This is a genomic window from Scrofimicrobium sp. R131 (assembly GCF_040256745.1).
Classification (GTDB): Bacteria; Actinomycetota; Actinomycetes; order Actinomycetales; family Actinomycetaceae; genus Scrofimicrobium; species Scrofimicrobium appendicitidis.
This window is the reverse complement of the sequence record NZ_CP138335.1, coordinates 2,055,122-2,071,086: the sequence shown is the minus strand read 5'-3', so window position 1 is coordinate 2,071,086 and position 15,965 is coordinate 2,055,122. Positions and strand designations below refer to the sequence as shown.

General features: G+C 66.1%; 14 protein-coding genes. 11 read left to right on the top strand and 3 right to left on the bottom strand.

The features are described from left to right. The first annotated feature begins 27 nt into the window (after window positions 1–27). The 3 genes from SAC06_RS09500 to SAC06_RS09490 all read left to right on the top strand — a co-directional run bounded on the left by SAC06_RS09500 (window position 28) and on the right by SAC06_RS09490 (window position 2,999). Window positions 28–942, top strand: a complete 915-nt coding sequence (locus tag SAC06_RS09500) for an aldo/keto reductase (RefSeq protein WP_350258058.1) — start codon at window positions 28–30, stop codon at window positions 940–942. 293 nt (window positions 943–1,235) lie between these two features. Then, a complete protein-coding gene (locus tag SAC06_RS09495; protein ID WP_350258057.1) occupies window positions 1,236–1,925 on the top strand; it encodes an SDR family oxidoreductase in 690 nt (229 codons plus the stop codon). A gap of 33 nt (window positions 1,926–1,958) precedes the next feature. Continuing rightward, the gene (locus SAC06_RS09490) at window positions 1,959–2,999 is read left to right on the top strand and encodes a YdcF family protein (protein WP_350258056.1); all 1,041 of its coding nucleotides are present in this window, start codon (window positions 1,959–1,961) and stop codon (window positions 2,997–2,999) included. A gap of 2 nt (window positions 3,000–3,001) precedes the next feature. Here the strand turns inward: SAC06_RS09490 and SAC06_RS09485 are convergent, their stop codons facing one another. Beyond that, window positions 3,002–3,670, bottom strand: a complete 669-nt coding sequence (locus tag SAC06_RS09485; protein WP_350258055.1) for a CE1759 family FMN reductase — start codon at window positions 3,668–3,670, stop codon at window positions 3,002–3,004. Between the two features lies 1 nt (window position 3,671). After that, window positions 3,672–4,877 carry an LLM class flavin-dependent oxidoreductase gene (locus SAC06_RS09480; protein WP_350258054.1) on the bottom strand — a complete coding sequence of 402 codons (1,206 nt, stop codon included), beginning with the start codon at window positions 4,875–4,877 and terminating at the stop codon, window positions 3,672–3,674. A gap of 326 nt (window positions 4,878–5,203) precedes the next feature. Between SAC06_RS09480 and SAC06_RS09475 the strand changes: the two genes are divergently transcribed. The 5 genes from SAC06_RS09475 (at window position 5,204) to SAC06_RS09455 (ending at window position 9,228) form a co-directional block, all read left to right on the top strand. After that, the gene (locus SAC06_RS09475) at window positions 5,204–5,536 is read left to right on the top strand and encodes an Lsr2 family protein (protein WP_350258053.1); all 333 of its coding nucleotides are present in this window, start codon (window positions 5,204–5,206) and stop codon (window positions 5,534–5,536) included. Between the two features lie 129 nt (window positions 5,537–5,665). Next, window positions 5,666–6,403 (top strand): phosphoglyceromutase, encoded by a 738-nt coding sequence (locus tag SAC06_RS09470; protein ID WP_350258052.1) that lies wholly within the window; start codon window positions 5,666–5,668, stop codon window positions 6,401–6,403. A 115-nt stretch (window positions 6,404–6,518) separates the two neighbouring features. Then, the gene (locus tag SAC06_RS09465) at window positions 6,519–7,046 is read left to right on the top strand and encodes a CarD family transcriptional regulator (RefSeq protein WP_350258051.1); all 528 of its coding nucleotides are present in this window, start codon (window positions 6,519–6,521) and stop codon (window positions 7,044–7,046) included. 5 nt (window positions 7,047–7,051) lie between these two features. Continuing rightward, window positions 7,052–7,807 (top strand): 2-C-methyl-D-erythritol 4-phosphate cytidylyltransferase, encoded by a 756-nt coding sequence (gene ispD, locus SAC06_RS09460; protein ID WP_350258050.1) that lies wholly within the window; start codon window positions 7,052–7,054, stop codon window positions 7,805–7,807. Window positions 7,808–7,866: 59 nt separating this feature from the next. Then, window positions 7,867–9,228: an MFS transporter gene (locus SAC06_RS09455; RefSeq protein ID WP_350258049.1), complete on the top strand. Its 1,362-nt coding sequence runs from the start codon at window positions 7,867–7,869 to the stop codon at window positions 9,226–9,228. Here the strand turns inward: SAC06_RS09455 and ispF are convergent. Further along, window positions 9,225–9,704: a 2-C-methyl-D-erythritol 2,4-cyclodiphosphate synthase gene (gene ispF / locus SAC06_RS09450; RefSeq protein WP_350258048.1), complete on the bottom strand. Its 480-nt coding sequence runs from the start codon at window positions 9,702–9,704 to the stop codon at window positions 9,225–9,227. The genes SAC06_RS09455 and ispF overlap by 4 nt on opposite strands. 88 nt (window positions 9,705–9,792) lie before the next feature. Between ispF and cysS the strand changes: the two genes are divergently transcribed. From cysS to SAC06_RS09435, 3 genes are all read left to right on the top strand, one after another. Beyond that, on the top strand, window positions 9,793–11,238 hold the full coding sequence (gene cysS / locus SAC06_RS09445) for a cysteine--tRNA ligase (protein WP_350258047.1): 1,446 nt from the start codon (window positions 9,793–9,795) through the stop codon (window positions 11,236–11,238). Further along, on the top strand, window positions 11,235–12,221 hold the full coding sequence (gene rlmB / locus SAC06_RS09440; protein WP_350258046.1) for a 23S rRNA (guanosine(2251)-2'-O)-methyltransferase RlmB: 987 nt from the start codon (window positions 11,235–11,237) through the stop codon (window positions 12,219–12,221). Before cysS ends, rlmB begins: the two co-directional genes overlap by 4 nt. A gap of 102 nt (window positions 12,222–12,323) precedes the next feature. Further along, a complete protein-coding gene (locus SAC06_RS09435; RefSeq protein ID WP_350258045.1) occupies window positions 12,324–15,941 on the top strand; it encodes a bifunctional proline dehydrogenase/L-glutamate gamma-semialdehyde dehydrogenase in 3,618 nt (1,205 codons plus the stop codon). Window positions 15,942–15,965 lie beyond the last annotated feature (24 nt).

The window sequence follows — 15,965 nt, the reverse complement described above, 5'->3', positions numbered from 1 at the left end:
CAACCTTCGAGCAGTTACCCTGGAGGCATGCCGAAGATTGCTGAACTTGATGTGTACCCCCTCTGCCTGGGAACCAACACCTTCGGGTGGACGTCGACGCGGGCCGAAGCGTTCGCGGTGCTGGACGAGTACACCGCCGCCGGAGGGAACTTCCTGGACACTGCCGACGCCTACGTCCGGTGGGCGGGACAGGGCGGCGAGTCTGAAGAGATCATCGGTCAGTGGCTGCGGGAAAGTGGCCGCCGGGCCGAGGTGGTGCTGGCGACCAAAGTGGGAAAACTGCCCCCGCACGACGGCCTTTCAGCCGAGGCAGTGTCGGCCGCGGTGGACGCTTCGCTGCAACGCCTCGGGGTGGAGCAAATCGACCTGCTGTACGCCCACTACTACGACCCGGAGCACCCGACCGACCCGGCCATTTTCGACCGGCTGATCCGGGACGGAAAAATCCGTACCTACGGCCTGTCCAACCATTCGCCCGCCCAGGTGCGCGAAGTGCTGGAGGCCGCTGATCGGGCGGGAGTGGCCCGGCCGGTTGCCCTGCAGCCGCACTACAACCTGCTGCTGCGCGGCGAGTACGAAGGTGACCTGCAGGACTTGACGGTGGCGGAAGACCTGGCGGTGATGCCGTACTACAGTTTGGCGGCCGGTCTGCTGACCGGGAAGTACGACCTGAGTGCGCCGCTGGCGGGGGCGCGGGCCCAGATGGCGGGGAGCTACCTGAATGAGCGGACCCCCGCAATTATCGACGCGGTCAGCGGGGTGGCGCAGGAACATAACGTGGAGCCGGCTGCGGTCGCCATCGCCTGGCTTCTTTCGCAGCGGGGCATCACCGCGCCGATTGCGTCTGCCCGCACGCCGGAGCAGCTGTTCCCCCTGTTCGAGGGCGTTTCGATTGTTCTGTCCGAGGAGGAGCTGGCTCAGCTGGAGCAGGCCAGCGCTTGACCCGGTTGGGTTAGGGGCCTGCGAGCCGGTTTGGGGCCTGTTGGGCCTGTTGGGCTCGGGTTTGCCAGTGTTTGGGGTGGTTTGCCAGCATTCACCCCGCCCACGCCGCCAACCGCCAACCCCAACCCCCGCCAACCCCACGCACACCCAACCCCCGCGCACCTGTGCAATTCAAGCTTTCCCGCATAATCTGGCGCGTGGCGGCTCGAAACTGCAGTCCCCAGACATTAAGATTGATTGATACTTCACTGGCCGGGGACGGCTGGGAAGAGCGACGATCAGAAGGAGTTACGATGGAGAACCCCATTCGCACGGTGGCAATTATTGGGGGCCATGGGAAGATTGCGCAGCTGTTGACCCGGCTGCTGGTTTCCCGCGGTGACCGAGTGCTCTCCGTGGTCCGCAATCAGGCTTATTTCGATGAGCTAGCGTCGCTGGGAGCAGAACCGATTATCGCCGACATTGAGGCGATGGACGCTCGGGATTTGGCTCCGGCTTTGACGGAATGCGATGCGGTGGTGTTTGCTGCCGGGGCGGGACCGGGCTCGGGAGTCCGCCGCAAGCGCACAGTGGACTACGGTGGCTCGATCCTGTCCCAGCAGGCTGCCCTTGAAGCTAACGCTCAACGGTTCATCCAGATTTCGGCGCTGAGTGTCTACCGTCCGGTTGACCCCAACGCCGACGAGGTGTGGCAGGCCTACGTTCGCGCCAAGGAAGACGCGGATAAGCGACTGCGCCGGACCACCCTGGACTGGACGATCCTCCGCCCGGGCACCCTCACCGACGATCCTGCCACCGGAATGATCCGCGCGGCCAAGCGCCTCCCGCATCAGGAAACAATTGAGGCCAGCATCAGCCGGGCCGACGTGGCGCAGGTGGTCGCCGACTGCCTGTCGCTACCCGAGACCATTAGGTGCGAGATTGACTTGGTTAGCGGCCAGACCCCAATTCGGGAGGCGCTGATCCAGGCCTCGAACGAGTGACGGTGAGGTAGGGGCTTTCCGGCCCGGCGACAGATGAGTTCCTTTTATTTCCCGTTCCTTGACGTGCTCCTCCTGCTGATCGTGGCGGTGGTGCTCACCGTGAGGGACCCGCGCCGAATCAAGTGCGCCATCATTTGGGGCGTGACGGTGAACTACGCGCTGTTCTCGCTGGTCATGAACCTGGGTGACTATTTGGCCCGGCGGACGGACGAGGCGGCCGGATGGTTGCTGGTGGGCATGTTCTCCGGTCTGCTGCTGGCCATCGTGGTGCTGGCGGTGATCCTGCTCAGTTTCGGGGTCCGTCTCATCCGTCGAGAGTCGTTTTCGCTGGCTCACTCGCTGGCGCTGCTGCTGGGCGCCGGCATCCTCGCGTACCTGGCGGCAGCGGTCGGGTCGGCTGCCGTTGGGGCCATCTCGCTGCTGATGCTCCTCCTGCTGCTGGGGATCCCGCTCGGCTACCTTTCCTTTGTCCTGATCTCCTACCTCATTTATTCGCGCCTTTACGCTCGCTGGGTGCGTCGCTTTGCCGGGCGGGCCAACGCCATCGTGGTCCTGGGGTCGGGATTGCAGGGTGACCAGCTGACACCGCTGTTGAAGGCCCGGTTGAACGAGGCGGTGACGCGCTTTCGGCAGGCCGAGCGGGCTGGCCGCCGCCCGGTCCTGGTGGCCTCGGGTGGGCAGGGCCCCGGGGAGACCATCCCCGAAGGCGTGGCCATGGCTCGGTACTTGCACGAGGCGGGGGTGGAACCGGTTCGGGTGGAGGACCGCTCCACCACCACCGAGGAGAACCTGCGGTTCAGCTGGCAGCTGCTCGGGGGTCCGGCCGCCCCCACGCCCTGGTTGGCGGTTTCCTCCGACTACCACGCGTTCCGCGCCGCCCTGCTGCTGCGCGAGCTGGGAATCCCCGGTCACGCGCTGGGGGCGCCGACCCCGAACTACTTCTGGGCCAGCGCCATCCTGCGCGAGTTTGTGGCGATTTTGCGCCTGCACCTGAAGCTGAACGTGGCGGTTCTGCTGGTGCTGTCCCTGCCGGCACTGGTCACCGCCATTATGCTGGCGGTTTCCCTGGTCTAGGGCTAGCTGTTGGGGTGCAGCAGGGTTTCGAAGTCCACGAAGCCGGGAAAGGCCGAGGTGGCCGACGAGGCGGGGTCGGGCTCGTCCTCGACGGGGACCGCGGGTTGGGTCGGCTCGGTCAGTCGGGCGTAGGCCCAGACGTCGCGGGCGGCCCGCTTGATCCGCCGTTCGAGGGATTCTTCCAGCCCGACCTCTACCTCATAGCCGGGGTCGCCCCAGTCCTGCGTGGCCGCGTAGAGCGCGGTCGGCAGGGCGATCATCCCCAGGTAGGCAAAGAGCGGGCGGAGGGTGTGGTCAATCATCAGCCCGTGGCGGCCGGTGCCGCCGGTGGCGCAGAGCAAGACCGGCTTGCCGCGCAGTTCCCCCTCGGGCAGCAGATCCCAGAACAGTTTGAACAGTCCGGAGTAGGCCGCCTGGTAGGTGGGGGTGACCGCCACGATCAGGTCCGCTTGGCCCAGCTGTGCGTACGCTTCCCGGACGGCCTGGGTGGGCACGTGGGTATAGAGGTAGTCCAGCAGGGCGTGGCCCAGACTCCGCAGGTCGACCCAGTTGGCCTCCACCGGGTCGGAGCCAGCGGGCTGCTCGGCTTCGATCACCTGGAGGACGCGGCGGGCCAGGGCGGTGCCACTGGAGCTTTCCGACAGGGATGCGTTGACCACGACCACGCGCACGTTAGCGACCCTCCGCCTGGTTGAGCAGCTGCTGGGCGTGCTCGACGCTCAGGGCCAGGGTAGGTTGCTGCTCGTAGAACGAAGCCCCCGTGACCGTGTCGTGCAGCGGGGCCGCCTGCTCGTCCGAGTCGGACTTGGGTGCGGCCGTGACCGCGGAGTGGGCGGGCGGATCCGAGGGGGTGCCCGGCGCGCGCAGACGCTCAAACTCGGAGCGCAAGACGGGGAGCACCTGCTCGCCCAGAATGTCGATCTGCTCCAACACAACCTTCTCGGGCAGCCCGGCGTGGTCGACCAGGAACATCTGGCGCTGGTAGTCGCCAACGTAGTCGCGGAAGCCGAGGGTCCGGTCGATCACCTGCTGCGGGGAGCCAACCGTGAGCGGAGTATCGCGCATAAAGTCTTCCAGGGAGGGTCCGCCTCCGTAGACCGGGGCGTGATCGAAGTAGGGACGGAACTCGTCAATCGCATCTTGCGAATTGGGTCGCATGAAGATTTGCCCGCCAATTCCAACAATCGCCTGTTCAGGCGTGCCATGACCATAGTGGGCGAATCGTTCGCGGTAGAGAGCCACCATCTGCTGGGTGTGCTCCGGGGGCCAGAAGATGTGATTGTGGAAGAAGCCGTCACCGTAATAAGCGGCCTGCTCGGCAATCTCAGGTGAGCGAATAGAACCGTGCCAGACAAACGGGGGTTGACCGTTCAGTGGGCGTGGGGTAGAGGTGAAGCCGCGGAGCGGCGTGCGGTAGCGTCCCTCCCAGTTAACCACGTCATTTTCCCAGAGCTCGCGCAGCAGCCCGTAATTCTCAATGGCCAGGGGAATACCCGCCCGAATGTCTTTCCCAAACCAGGGGTAGACCGGACCGGTATTGCCGCGCCCCAACATCAGGTCCATCCGGCCCCCGACCAGGTGCTGCAACATTGCGTAGTCCTCCGCAATTTTCACCGGATCGTTGGTGGTGATGAGCGTGGTGGCGGTCGACAGGTGCAGCTTCGTGGTCTTCGCGCCGATGTATGCCAGCGTGGTGGTCGGTGACGAACTAAAGAAAGGTGGATTGTGGTGTTCCCCCAACGCAAAAACGTCAAGGCCAGCTTGCTCTGCGTGTAGCGCAATCCGAATTATGCTTTGGAGGCGAGCCTCCTCCGTTGGGGCGCGTCCGGTGTGTGGATCCGGGGTGATATCTGAAACTGTGAAGATGCCGAATTGCATGTTGACTCCGTTTTTCCAAGTCAGGACTAGCCTTTGTGTCCCGACCTCCTGCTCGCATTATGGCACCAGGGTCCGGCACAGCGCTGTGCCTCCAGTCACGTTACTCTGCCAGAGTAATCGCCGTGCACATAAGTGCTTTCCCGGTGGTCCGATGATTCAAATTGGCTTTGACCGGCAGTTATGTCTCATGAGCGGGGGCTCATTATTGAAGATTCGGTCGTGAATAATAGAAACGGGCGCCAACGTCTAGAAGCGGTCGGCCAAAAGGCATATGCTATGGGGCAGGCAGTAAAAGCTGAGAGACCACCACCGAAGAGGAGACCGCCGTGGCAACACAGGCAAAATACATTCTGATTGACGATATCGATGGCTCGAACGCGAAAGACACCGTGTCGTTCGCGGTCGGTCGCACTCATTACGAAATCGACCTAAACCTGCAGCACCTGGACGAATTCAACCAGGACATGAATAAGTGGGTTAAGTATGCTCGCAAGGTGCCGGCTCGCCGTCAGGGCCGCACGGTCCGCACCGCGGCCCCCGTGGGGGATGCCGCTCAGATCCGCACCTGGGCGAAAGAGCGCGGGATTGTTCTGGCTCAGCGCGGCCGGATTCCCAGCTCGGTTCGTGAGCAGTACCTGACCGAGACGGAAGGCAAGTAGTCTGCCGATCCAACTCTTGGGCGGGGTGGTCGGGTCCAATTGGGCCGGACCGCCCCGCTTTTTCCTGCTCGGTGTGCGTCGGGTCTTAGTTCCTGTCCTGGTTGGCCCAGGGATGGCACAATAGAGACCATGACTTACACGCTTGTACTGCTTCGCCACGGCGAAAGCGAATGGAATGCCAAGAACCTCTTCACCGGTTGGGTCGACGTCCCGCTGTCGGCCAAGGGGGAAGAGGAAGCCAAGCACGGCGGCGTCCTGCTGAAAGAGCAGGGGATTTTGCCCGACCTGCTGTTCACCTCCCTCCTGCGCCGGGCCATCACTACGGCGAACCTGGCTCTGAACGAGGCGGATCGCCACTGGATTCCGGTGGAACGCAACTGGCGGCTGAACGAACGGCACTACGGTGCGCTGCAGGGCCTGGACAAGAAAGCCACCCGGGACAAGTACGGTGATGAGCAGTTCATGCTTTGGCGCCGGTCCTACGACACCCCGCCCCCCGCGATTGAACCGGGTTCGGAGTTCGCTCAGGACGGCGACCCGCGCTACGCGGGTGAGCCGATTCCGCACACCGAGTGCCTGAAGGACGTCCTCGAGCGGCTGCTTCCCTACTGGAACGGCACCATCGTCCCGGCCCTCCAGACCGGCAAGACCGTGATGGTGGCGGCGCACGGCAACTCGCTGCGCGCCATCGTCAAGCACCTGGACGAGATTTCGGACGACGACATCGCCGGCGTGAACATCCCGACCGGGATTCCGCTGCTGTACGAACTGGATGAGCAAACCCTCAAGCCCGTGACCAAGGGCGGCCGGTACCTGGATCCGGACGCGCAGGCCAAGATCGATGCGGTGGCGAACCAGGGCAAGTAGTCCTTTCGCTTAGCGCTGACCCCGCCCTCACCAAAGAGGGCGGGGTTTTCGGCGCTATTCCTGGTAGAATGGGTTGGGATTACTAGAGAGCTAGCACATTTGGGAGCGCATTTTCATGACGTTTAAGGTCGGTGAGACCGTCGTTTACCCTCATCACGGCGCCGCCACGATTGAGGAAATCATTACCCGGGAACTCAACGGGGAACCTACCACCTACCTGGTGTTGCGCATTCACCAACCCGAGCAGCAGGACAAGCAAAAGGAACTGATCATCCAGGTGCCCGCCGACAAGGTGGACGAAGTGGGCGTGCGCGACGTGGTCGACGACAAAGGGGTGGAAGAGGTCCTCGACGTGCTGCGCGCCAAGGACGTGGAAGAGCCCTCCAACTGGTCTCGTCGCTACAAGGCCAACCAGGAAAAAATCACCTCCGGCGACATCGTGCGGGTGTCCGAAGTGGTTCGTGACCTGTCCCGGCGTGACGCCGACAAGGGGCTGTCGACCGGTGAGAAGCGGATGCTGACCACGGCCCGCCAGATTCTGATTTCCGAGCTGGCCCTGGCCCGCGACATTGACGAAGAGAAGGCCGGCGAACGCCTGGACGAAGTCCTTTCCGAGGCGGGCCCGGACGAAGCCGCGGAGTAGCAGCGTTGGCTTCCCCTAGCGCCGTCGTGGTGCTGACGGCGGCCGGGACCGGCACTCGGCTGGGAGCCGACGTGCCCAAGGCGCTCGTCCAGTTGGGCGAGCATTCCCTCCTGGCCTGGTCTTTGCGCGGCCTGGCCCAAACCGAGGCGGTCGCCGCGGTGGCGATTACCGCTCCGGCCGACGCGTTGGACCAGTTCTGGCAAGAGATCGGCCGCTACACTTTCCCGTTCCCCATCACCGTGGTTCCCGGCGGCAACGCCCGCCAAGAGTCCGTGGCTTGCGGCCTGGATGCGCTGTCACAGCTGACCGCGCAGGAGGGCCTCACCCCCAGTTGGACCACCCCCACCCTCGTCCATGATGCCGCCCGCGCGCTGACGCCACCCGAAATGATCGGTCGCCTGATCCGGCTGGTGGGTGACGGCACCCCGGCGGTGATCCCCGGCCTCCCGGTCACCGACACCATTAAGGAGGTGTCCGGCGAGGACCAGGAGCTCTCCCCGGTCCGGGCGACTCCCCCTCGGGCGCGGCTCCGTTCCATCCAGACTCCGCAGGCTTTTTTCTGGGGGGTGCTGCTGGCAGCTCACGAGCGGGCTCGGGCACTGGCGGACGACGAGGCGACCGCCGCCACCGACGACGCGGCGCTGGTCGAGGCGGAAGGGGGCCAGGTTTGGGTCACCCCGGGCCACCCGCACGCCCTGAAAATCACGACCAAAAAGGATCTGGAAACGGCCGAGCGGATGATCCTCGGGCTAGACTTCTAGCAAGTTGTCTAGGTCCCATCAACCATCAATCACGCCTGGACGCAATGGAAAGGTCCATTATGAGTTCAGTTGCCGAATCAGGTGCGTCCCCGAAAATCCCTGCCCATAAGGTCTGGTCCTGGGCGGCTTGGGACTGGGGTTCAGCTGCGTTCAACGCGGTGGCCACCTCGTTTGTCTTCTCCGTTTACCTGACCACCGACGGTCTGTTTGCCTCTTCCGCCACCGCCAACCAGTACCTGTCGATCGGGATGACCGTGGCCGGGCTGGTGGTGGCCCTCCTGGCTCCAATTGCCGGACGCCGGGCCGACCGGGCTGGGCGCGGCCTGCTTTCGGTCGGGGCCTTCACCTTCCTGGTGGTGGCCTGCCTGGCGGCCATGTACTTCGTCGCCCCCAACTCCGGCCCCTCCCCGCAGGCGATGCTGATTCTGGGGGTGGCCCTGCTCGGGCTGGGCAACATTTTCTTCGAGTTCGCTTCCGTCAACTACAACGCGATGCTGAACTACGTTTCCACCCCCGCCGACCGGGGACAAGTCTCCGGCCTCGGCTGGGGTTCGGGCTACCTCGGCGGGATTGTCCTGCTACTGATCCTCTACTTCGGGTTCATCAACCCGGAGGTGGGCCTGTTCGGCGTCACCGGGGAAAACGGGTTGGACGTGCGGGTGGCGATGCTGTTCGCCGCGCTCTGGATGGCGCTCTCGGCGCTACCGGTCCTGCTCAACCCGCCCCCGGGCTACGCCAAAGCCAAAGGACACGGGCAGGCCGGCTCGCTGGCCGAAAACTACCGGGCCCTGTTCCGCCTGGTCGTCTCCCTGGCCAAGGACTCACCCGACACCCTGAAGTTCCTCATCGCCTCGGCCGTCTTCCGCGACGGATTGGCGGGCGTCTTCACTTTCGGCGGGGTGATTGCCGGGGCTGTCTTTGGCTTCTCCGCCTCCCAGGTGATCATCTTCGCCATCGCCGCCAACGTGGTCGCCGGGGTCTCCACCGTGCTGGTGGGGCGCCTGGACGACCTGTGGGGGCCCAAACGGGTCATCGTCTTCTCGCTGGTGGCGATGGTATTTGCCGCCACCGGAGTCTTCATCTTCCACGACCTGGGCCCAATGGTCTTTTGGATTCTGGGCCTCCTGCTGACCATCTTTGTCGGTCCGGCGCAGTCGGCTTCGCGCTCAATGCTGGCGCGGATGATCCCGGCCGGGCGCGAGGGGGAAGTGTTCGGCCTCTACGCCACCACCGGGCGGGCCGTGTCCTTCCTGGCTCCCCTCCTGTACGGGGTGGCGATCTCGCTCGGGAACCGAATCACGGGTGGGGACGGTACCCCGTTCGGGATCCTCGGCGTGGTCGTGGTGCTGCTGGTGGGGCTGCTGCTGATCCTGCCGGTGCGCGAGGGGGCCAAGATCTCTGTCGCCCACCTGGAGAGCTAGCGCGAAACCAGGGCGGTGGCCAGGGCGGCCAGCCCCTCGGTCCGACCCAGAAAGCCGAGGTGATCGGTGGTGGTGGCGCCCAGGGAGACGTCCGCTCCACCGAGGGCCGCGGACAGGGCGGCGGCCGCCTCGTCCTTTCGGGCTGCCAGTCGGGGCCGGTTGCCCACCACCTGAATGCTGACGTTCTCAACGGCCCACCCAGCTTCGGTCAGCCGGCTCAGCACCTCACCCAGCAGGGTCGCCCCGGCGGCGCCCGCCCACCGCGGATCGTCGGTGCCAAACACGGAGCCCAAGTCGCCGAGGTTGGCGGCGGCCAGCAGGGCGTCGCAGGCCGCGTGGGCGGCCACATCCCCGTCGGAGTGTCCCTCTAGTTCCAGCTCTTCGGGCCAGTCCAAACAGGCCAGGTGCAGCGTGCCTTTCCGCCCGGAAAATGCGTGGACGTCGACTCCCTGCCCCACTCGAAACGTTGCGCTCATGACCTCAGGGTAGCCGGGCTCCGAGTTGTCGCCAAGAATTCCCCGCCCCGGGCGGGGCCGCGCGCATCCCCCCGGTACTATGGAACCCATGAAGCTGCGCCTCTACGACACGAAGTCCCGCACCGTGCAGGTGCTGGAGCCCGTTCATCCGGGTCGGGTGGGCATTTACCTGTGCGGCCCGACCGTGCAGGGGTCCCCGCACATCGGACACTTGCGGGCCGCGGTGGCGTTCGACGTCCTGATCCGGTGGCTCGGTCGGCTGGGCCTGTCGGTGACCTACATTCGCAACATCACCGATATTGACGACAAGATCTTGACCAAGGCTCGGGAGGCCGGCGAACCCTGGTGGCAGTTGGCCGCCCGCTATGAGCGTGAGTTCGAGGCGGCCTATCGCCAGCTGGGTCTGATTTCCCCCACTTTTGAGCCGCGCGCCACCGGACACATCACCGACCAGGTGCAGCTGATTCAGCGGCTGCTGGACCGGGGGCACGCCTACGCCGATGCCGCCGGCAACGTCTTCTTCGACGTGCATTCGCAGCCCGACTACGGCTCGCTGACAAACCAGCAGCTCGGGGACCTGCTGACGACCGAGGACCCGGCGCAGGAGGACGAGGCGAACCGGGGAGCCAAGCGCGATCCGCGCGACTTCGCCCTCTGGAAGGCAGCCAAGCCGGAAGAGCCGGAAACGGCGTCCTGGCCGGCGCCCTGGGGTCGGGGCCGTCCCGGGTGGCACCTGGAATGCTCGGCCATGTCCCACCGCTACCTGGGTGAAACCTTCGACATTCACGGAGGTGGGTTGGACCTGCGGTTCCCCCACCATGAGAACGAGCAGGCCCAGTCCCACGCCGCCGGGTGGGAGTTTGCGCGCCTGTGGCTGCACAATGCCTGGGTGACCCAGGCGGGCGACAAGATGTCGAAATCTTTGGGGAACACGCTGGCGCTGGACGCCCTGTTGGAGCAGTACCCCGCCTCTGTCATCCGGCTGGCGCTCGGCACGGTTCACTACCGGTCGATGATCGAGTGGGGGGATGAGACCCTGGCGCGGGCCGAGGGCACCTGGGATCGCCTGGCCGGGTTTGTTGCCGACGCGACCGCGCGGGTGGGGGACCCCGGCCCGGTGGACCTGCCGGCCGACCGGCTTCCGACCGGCTTCGTCGAGGCGATGAACGACGACCTGAACGTCGCGGGGGCGCTGGCGGTCATCTACGAGCACCTGAAACTGGGTCGGCGCGCCCTCAGCGCCGGCCAGGACGAGGCGGTGCGGACCGAGCTGCAGCTGGTGCGATCGATGCTGGATGTGCTGGGGATTGACCCGGGCTCCAGCCACTGGGCGCGTCCGGACGGGACCGACCCGGCTGGGGAAGCGCAGTATCGGGCGTTGGACTCGCTGGTTTCCACCCTGGTGGAGCAGCGCAACCGGGCGCGAAGTGAGAAGGACTGGGCCGCGGCCGATCGGATTCGCGATCAGCTGACCGAGGCCGGAATTGTCGTGGAAGATGGGGCTGACGGCTCCGTATGGAAGGTGCGAGTGTGAGCAAAGGTAACCAGGGGCGCCGCGGGGCCCAGCGAAAAGCAGAAAAGGGGCCGGTGATTGGCTCCGGGGGCAAGCACAAGCGCGCGCTGTCGGGTAAGGGGCCGACCCCGAAGGCGGAGGACCGCACCTACCATGCGGCCCACAAGCGGAAGCTGGAAAAGGAACGGGAAAAAGAGGTGGCGCAGGCGCGAGCCCAGGCGCAGAACCGAACCCGGGTTCGCCTCCAGCCGGGGACCGAACTGGTCGTTGGCCGCAACGCCGTCATCGAGGTGGCCGAGGCGGGGATCCAGATTCACCGGATTTTCGTCTCCTCCGACCCCGGGGATGGGCGGATGCGCGACGTCACCACGGCCCTGGCCAACTCGGGCGCGCCCTTCATCGAGGTGACCCGCCGGGATCTGGACATCGCCTCGGGCGGAGCCACCCACCAGGGGATCGGCGTGGAAGTGGCCGAATACGAGTACTGGGACCTGGACGAGCTGCTGGTCCGGGCGCTGGAGAAGCCGTCCGGGAACCCGGGTCTGCTGGTGGCACTCGATCACGTCACCGATCCGCACAACCTGGGGGCGGTCCTGCGTTCGGGCGCGGCCTTCGGGGTGGACGGGGTCGTCATTCCGCAGCGACGTTCGGCCGGAGTCAGCGTCACCACCTGGAAGGTGTCGGCGGGGGCGGCGGCCAAGGTGCCGACCGCTCGGGTCAGTAACCTGGTGCAGGCGCTCAAACGCTGCCAGGATGCCGGCTTCTTCGTGGTCGGCCTGGAGGGCGCGGCGGGACCGACCATTCGCGGGCTGGAACTGGCCGACGTGCCCCTGGTGCTGGTAACCGGGGCCGAGGGGAAGGGCCTGTCCCGACTGGTGGCGGAAAGCTGTGACCTACTGGTGTCGATTCCCATGCTGGGGATGGAATCGCTAAATGCTGCGGTTGCCAGCGGGATCGCCCTGTATGAAATTGCCGAAAAACGGCGGGAGATGGCGGAAAAGTAAAGGAAAACTGAGGGGTCATTCCCGTTCCTCAGGGCCCGGATAATTGACCGCAAAGACGGTATTCTGGGGGTGCTCGAGTGTTACACACAGAAGAGGTCCCCCATGTCCAAAAAGACACCTACCGATTCCTACACCGACCTGCATCTGGCGGCCGACCGGGCCGAGCAGACCGCTAACCGGTGGACTCAGCTGTCCTCCCACTACCCGAGTGGCAAGGCCGCTGAGCTGCTGGCCTCAGTTCTGGAAGACCCCAACGGACTGAACTTTACCGTCGAGTTCGTGGACGGGGTGATCCGCCCCGAAGATATGCGCGTGGCAGCGCACAACCTCCGGCAGCTGACCCGCACCTCCCCCAAGTTCCTGCCGCCGTGGCTCCGGATTCCCGCCCAGGTGGGCGGCGTGGCCGGCTTCCTGGCCCCCAGCGTCGTCGTGCCCGCGGCCCGGCGCGTCTTCTCCGAGCTGGTCGGCGACCTGGTGGTTGACGTCACCGACTCCAAACTTGGGCCCGCAATTGAGAAACTGCGGGCCGACGGCTCCCGGCTCAACATCAACCTGCTGGGCGAAGCCGTGCTCGGCGATGCGGAAGCCGACCGGCGCCTGGCCGCCAACAAGGCCCTGCTGGCGCGCGACGACATCGACTACGTCTCGATGAAGGTGTCGGCCGTGACCGGCCCGCGGTCCCACTGGGATGTGGAATCGATCGTCGACCAGGCGGTGGAGCGGCTCCTACCCCTCTACCAGTTGGCCGCCTCGTCCCCCACGCCGAAGTTCATCAACCTGGACATGGAAGAGTACAAGGATCTGGACCTGACCATCCAGGTGTTTGAGCGGATCCTGGAGCGGGAAGAACTGGCCCACCTGGAGGCCGGCATCGTGATCCAGGCCTATCTGCCCGACGCCCTGCCCGCCTACCAGGGCCTGGTGGCCTGGGCTCAGCGCCGGATCGAAGCGGGGGGAGCCCCGATCAAGGTGCGCCTGGTCAAGGGCGCAAACCTGGCGATGGAGCGGGTGGAAGCTGAAGTCCACGGCTGGCCCCTGGCCCTGTGGGAATCGAAGCAGGCCACCGATGCCAACTACCTGCGGATCCTGAACTGGGCGCTGACCCCGGAGCGGATGCGAGCGGTCCGCCTGGGCGTGGCCGGACACAACCTGTTTACCCTGGCCCTGGCCTGGGAGCTGGCGGACCTGCGCGGGGTCCGCGACCGGATCGACGTGGAGATGCTGGCCGGCATGGCCGAAGCGCAGGCCCAGGCCGTGCGGGACGAGGTCGGCTCGCTGCTGCTGTACGTCCCCGTGGTCGACCCGCGCGAGTTCGATGTGGCCATCGCCTACCTGGTCCGCCGCCTGGAAGAGAACTCCGCCTCCGACAACTTCATGTCCCACGTCTTCGAGATGGGCGAGGACCAAAAGGTCTTCGACCTGGAGCGGGATCGGTTCCGCCGGGCGGTCACCCAGCTGGTGGCCGAGGGGGAGAAGCGCTGTCAGGCCAACCGCACCCAGAACCGGCAAACCGAAACCGTTCGGCAGCTGGAAGCCGAAATGCGCGGCCCCGGTGGCCAGTGGAAGTTTGAGAACGTTCCCGACACCGACCCGGCCCTCGCGGCCAACCGGGAGTGGGCCCGACAGATTGTCGGCCGCGTCCCCGAGTCGACCCTGGGTGAAGACACCGTCGCCTCCCACACGGTTGCCAACCGGACCGAGCTGAACCAGCGGATGAAGAAGGCGTTGACCGCCCAGCGCAAGTGGGCCAAGAAGTCCGCTGCGGAGCGCTCCGACCTGCTGCACCGGGTGGGGATCGAGCTGTCCCGGCGCCGGGCCGACCTGCTGGAGGTGGCGGCCGCGGAGCTCGGCAAAGGCATCGACCAGACCGACCCGGAAATCTCGGAAGCGATCGACTTTGCGCACTACTACGCCCAGCAGCTGCTAGAGCTGGACCGCCTGCCCGGCGCCAAGTTTGTTCCGGCCGCCCTGACCGTGGTCACCCCGCCATGGAACTTCCCGCTCTCGATTCCCCTGGGGGGAACGATTGCGGCGCTGGCGGCCGGTGGAGCCGTGATGCTGAAGCCCGCCTCGGCGGCCAAGCGCTGCGGGGCCCTGCTGGCCGAATGCCTGTGGGCCGCCGGGTTGGACCGGAACCTGGCCCAGCTGGTCGTGCCCGGCAATCGCGAGGTGGGACGCCAGCTGGTAACCGACGAGCGGGTGGAACGGGTAATCCTGACCGGCTCCTCCGAAACCGCGGAGATGTTCCTGTCGTGGCGCCGGGACCTGACCCTGCTGGCGGAAACCTCCGGGAAAAACTCCATCATCGTCACCCCGTCGGCCGACCTGGACTTGGCCGCCAAAGACGTGGTCGCCTCGGCCTTTGGCCACGCCGGGCAGAAGTGTTCGGCCGCCTCGCTGGTGATCCTGGTGGGCTCCGCGGGCAGGTCCAAGCGGTTCCACGACCAACTGTTGGACGCGGCCCGCTCGCTGCACGTCGCCTGGCCCACCGATTTGGCCGAGGAGATGGGGCCGCTGTCCGAGCTGCCCGGCGAGAAGCTGACCCGGGGCCTGACGAAGCTGGAGCCCGGACAGTCCTGGGCGCTGAAGCCGGAACCGCTGGACGACTCCGGCCGCCTCTGGAGCCCGGGCATCCGCGGCGGAGTCCAGCCCGGCAGCGAGTTCCAGCAGGTGGAGTACTTTGGGCCGGTCCTCGGCGTGATCCGGGTGGCCACCCTGGCCGAAGCGATCGAAGTGCAGAACTCGACCGCGTTCGGTCTGACCGCCGGGATCCAGTCACTTTCGGCCGACGAGGTCAACTACTGGTTGGATCGGGTCCAAGCCGGCAACGTCTACATCAACCGGGGGATCACCGGGGCCATCGTGCAACGCCAGCCCTTCGGCGGGTGGAAGCTGTCGTCTGTGGGTCCGGGTGCCAAGGCGGGCGGCCCCAACTATCTGTTCGGTCTGGGCCGCTTCGAGCCGGTGGACGAGCCGAAGGGCACCGTCGGCGGCGAGGGCTACCCGGCCGTGCCGGAGCGGGAACTGGCCGTGGAGAAGCGTCAGCTGCTCGAGGCGGTGGAGGTGGCTGACCGCCTCCTCACCCCCGACCAGGCGGAGCGAGTTCAGCGCGCGGCCTACAACCTGGAGCGCGCCTGCACCACGCATTTTGATCGGCTGAACGACCCGACGGGCCTGAAGTACGAGCGCAACGTGCTGCGCTACCTGCCGGCCCGGGCGGTACTGCGCGCCGAAAGTGCGGCGAGCGACGCCGACATTCTGCTGGCCGCCATGGCCGCGGTGGCGGTCGGCGAGTTCCGCCCCTCCCCGGAGGACCCGGACTTCCTGGTGCGTCACTGCGCCGGGCAGACCGAGGCGGAGCCTCTGGGTTACCAGGGGGCCCAGCTGGTGCTGTCCACCACCCGCGCCCTGCCCGACCCGATTCAGGACTGGGCGCACCGGTACGGCTTTGCCTGCCTGGTGGAGAGCCCGGAAGAGTTTGCCCAGCGCCTCGACGGAGCCGAAGTGCACCACGACGGGCGGGTGCGCCTGCTCGGATCGGAGCGGGCGACGCTGATGGGTCAGCTGTCCGCCCCGATTGACTACGCCATTTGGGACGGGCCGGTCACGACGGCCGGACGGGTGGAGATTCTGCCCTTCGTGCACGAGCAGGCGGTGTCGCTGACCACCCACCGTTACGGCACGCGTAGCTCGCTGGCGGATCAGGTGTTGAACTCCTGACCGGCGGCTATGGACGAGGCGGGA

Excerpts from the sequence above, each read along its gene's own strand:
- SAC06_RS09500 (WP_350258058.1), top strand. The coding sequence starts at position 28 with ATGCCGAAGATTGCTGAACTTGATGTGTACCCCCTCTGCCTGGGAACC.
- SAC06_RS09495 (WP_350258057.1), top strand. The coding sequence starts at position 1,236 with ATGGAGAACCCCATTCGCACGGTGGCAATTATTGGGGGCCATGGGAAG.
- SAC06_RS09490 (WP_350258056.1), top strand. The coding sequence starts at position 1,959 with ATGAGTTCCTTTTATTTCCCGTTCCTTGACGTGCTCCTCCTGCTGATC.
- SAC06_RS09480 (WP_350258054.1), bottom strand. The coding sequence starts at position 4,877 with ATGCAATTCGGCATCTTCACAGTTTCAGATATCACCCCGGATCCACAC.
- SAC06_RS09470 (WP_350258052.1), top strand. The coding sequence starts at position 5,666 with ATGACTTACACGCTTGTACTGCTTCGCCACGGCGAAAGCGAATGGAAT.
- SAC06_RS09465 (WP_350258051.1), top strand. The coding sequence starts at position 6,519 with ATGACGTTTAAGGTCGGTGAGACCGTCGTTTACCCTCATCACGGCGCC.
- SAC06_RS09455 (WP_350258049.1), top strand. The coding sequence starts at position 7,867 with ATGAGTTCAGTTGCCGAATCAGGTGCGTCCCCGAAAATCCCTGCCCAT.
- ispF (WP_350258048.1), bottom strand. The coding sequence starts at position 9,704 with ATGAGCGCAACGTTTCGAGTGGGGCAGGGAGTCGACGTCCACGCATTT.
- cysS (WP_350258047.1), top strand. The coding sequence starts at position 9,793 with ATGAAGCTGCGCCTCTACGACACGAAGTCCCGCACCGTGCAGGTGCTG.
- SAC06_RS09435 (WP_350258045.1), top strand. The coding sequence starts at position 12,324 with ATGTCCAAAAAGACACCTACCGATTCCTACACCGACCTGCATCTGGCG.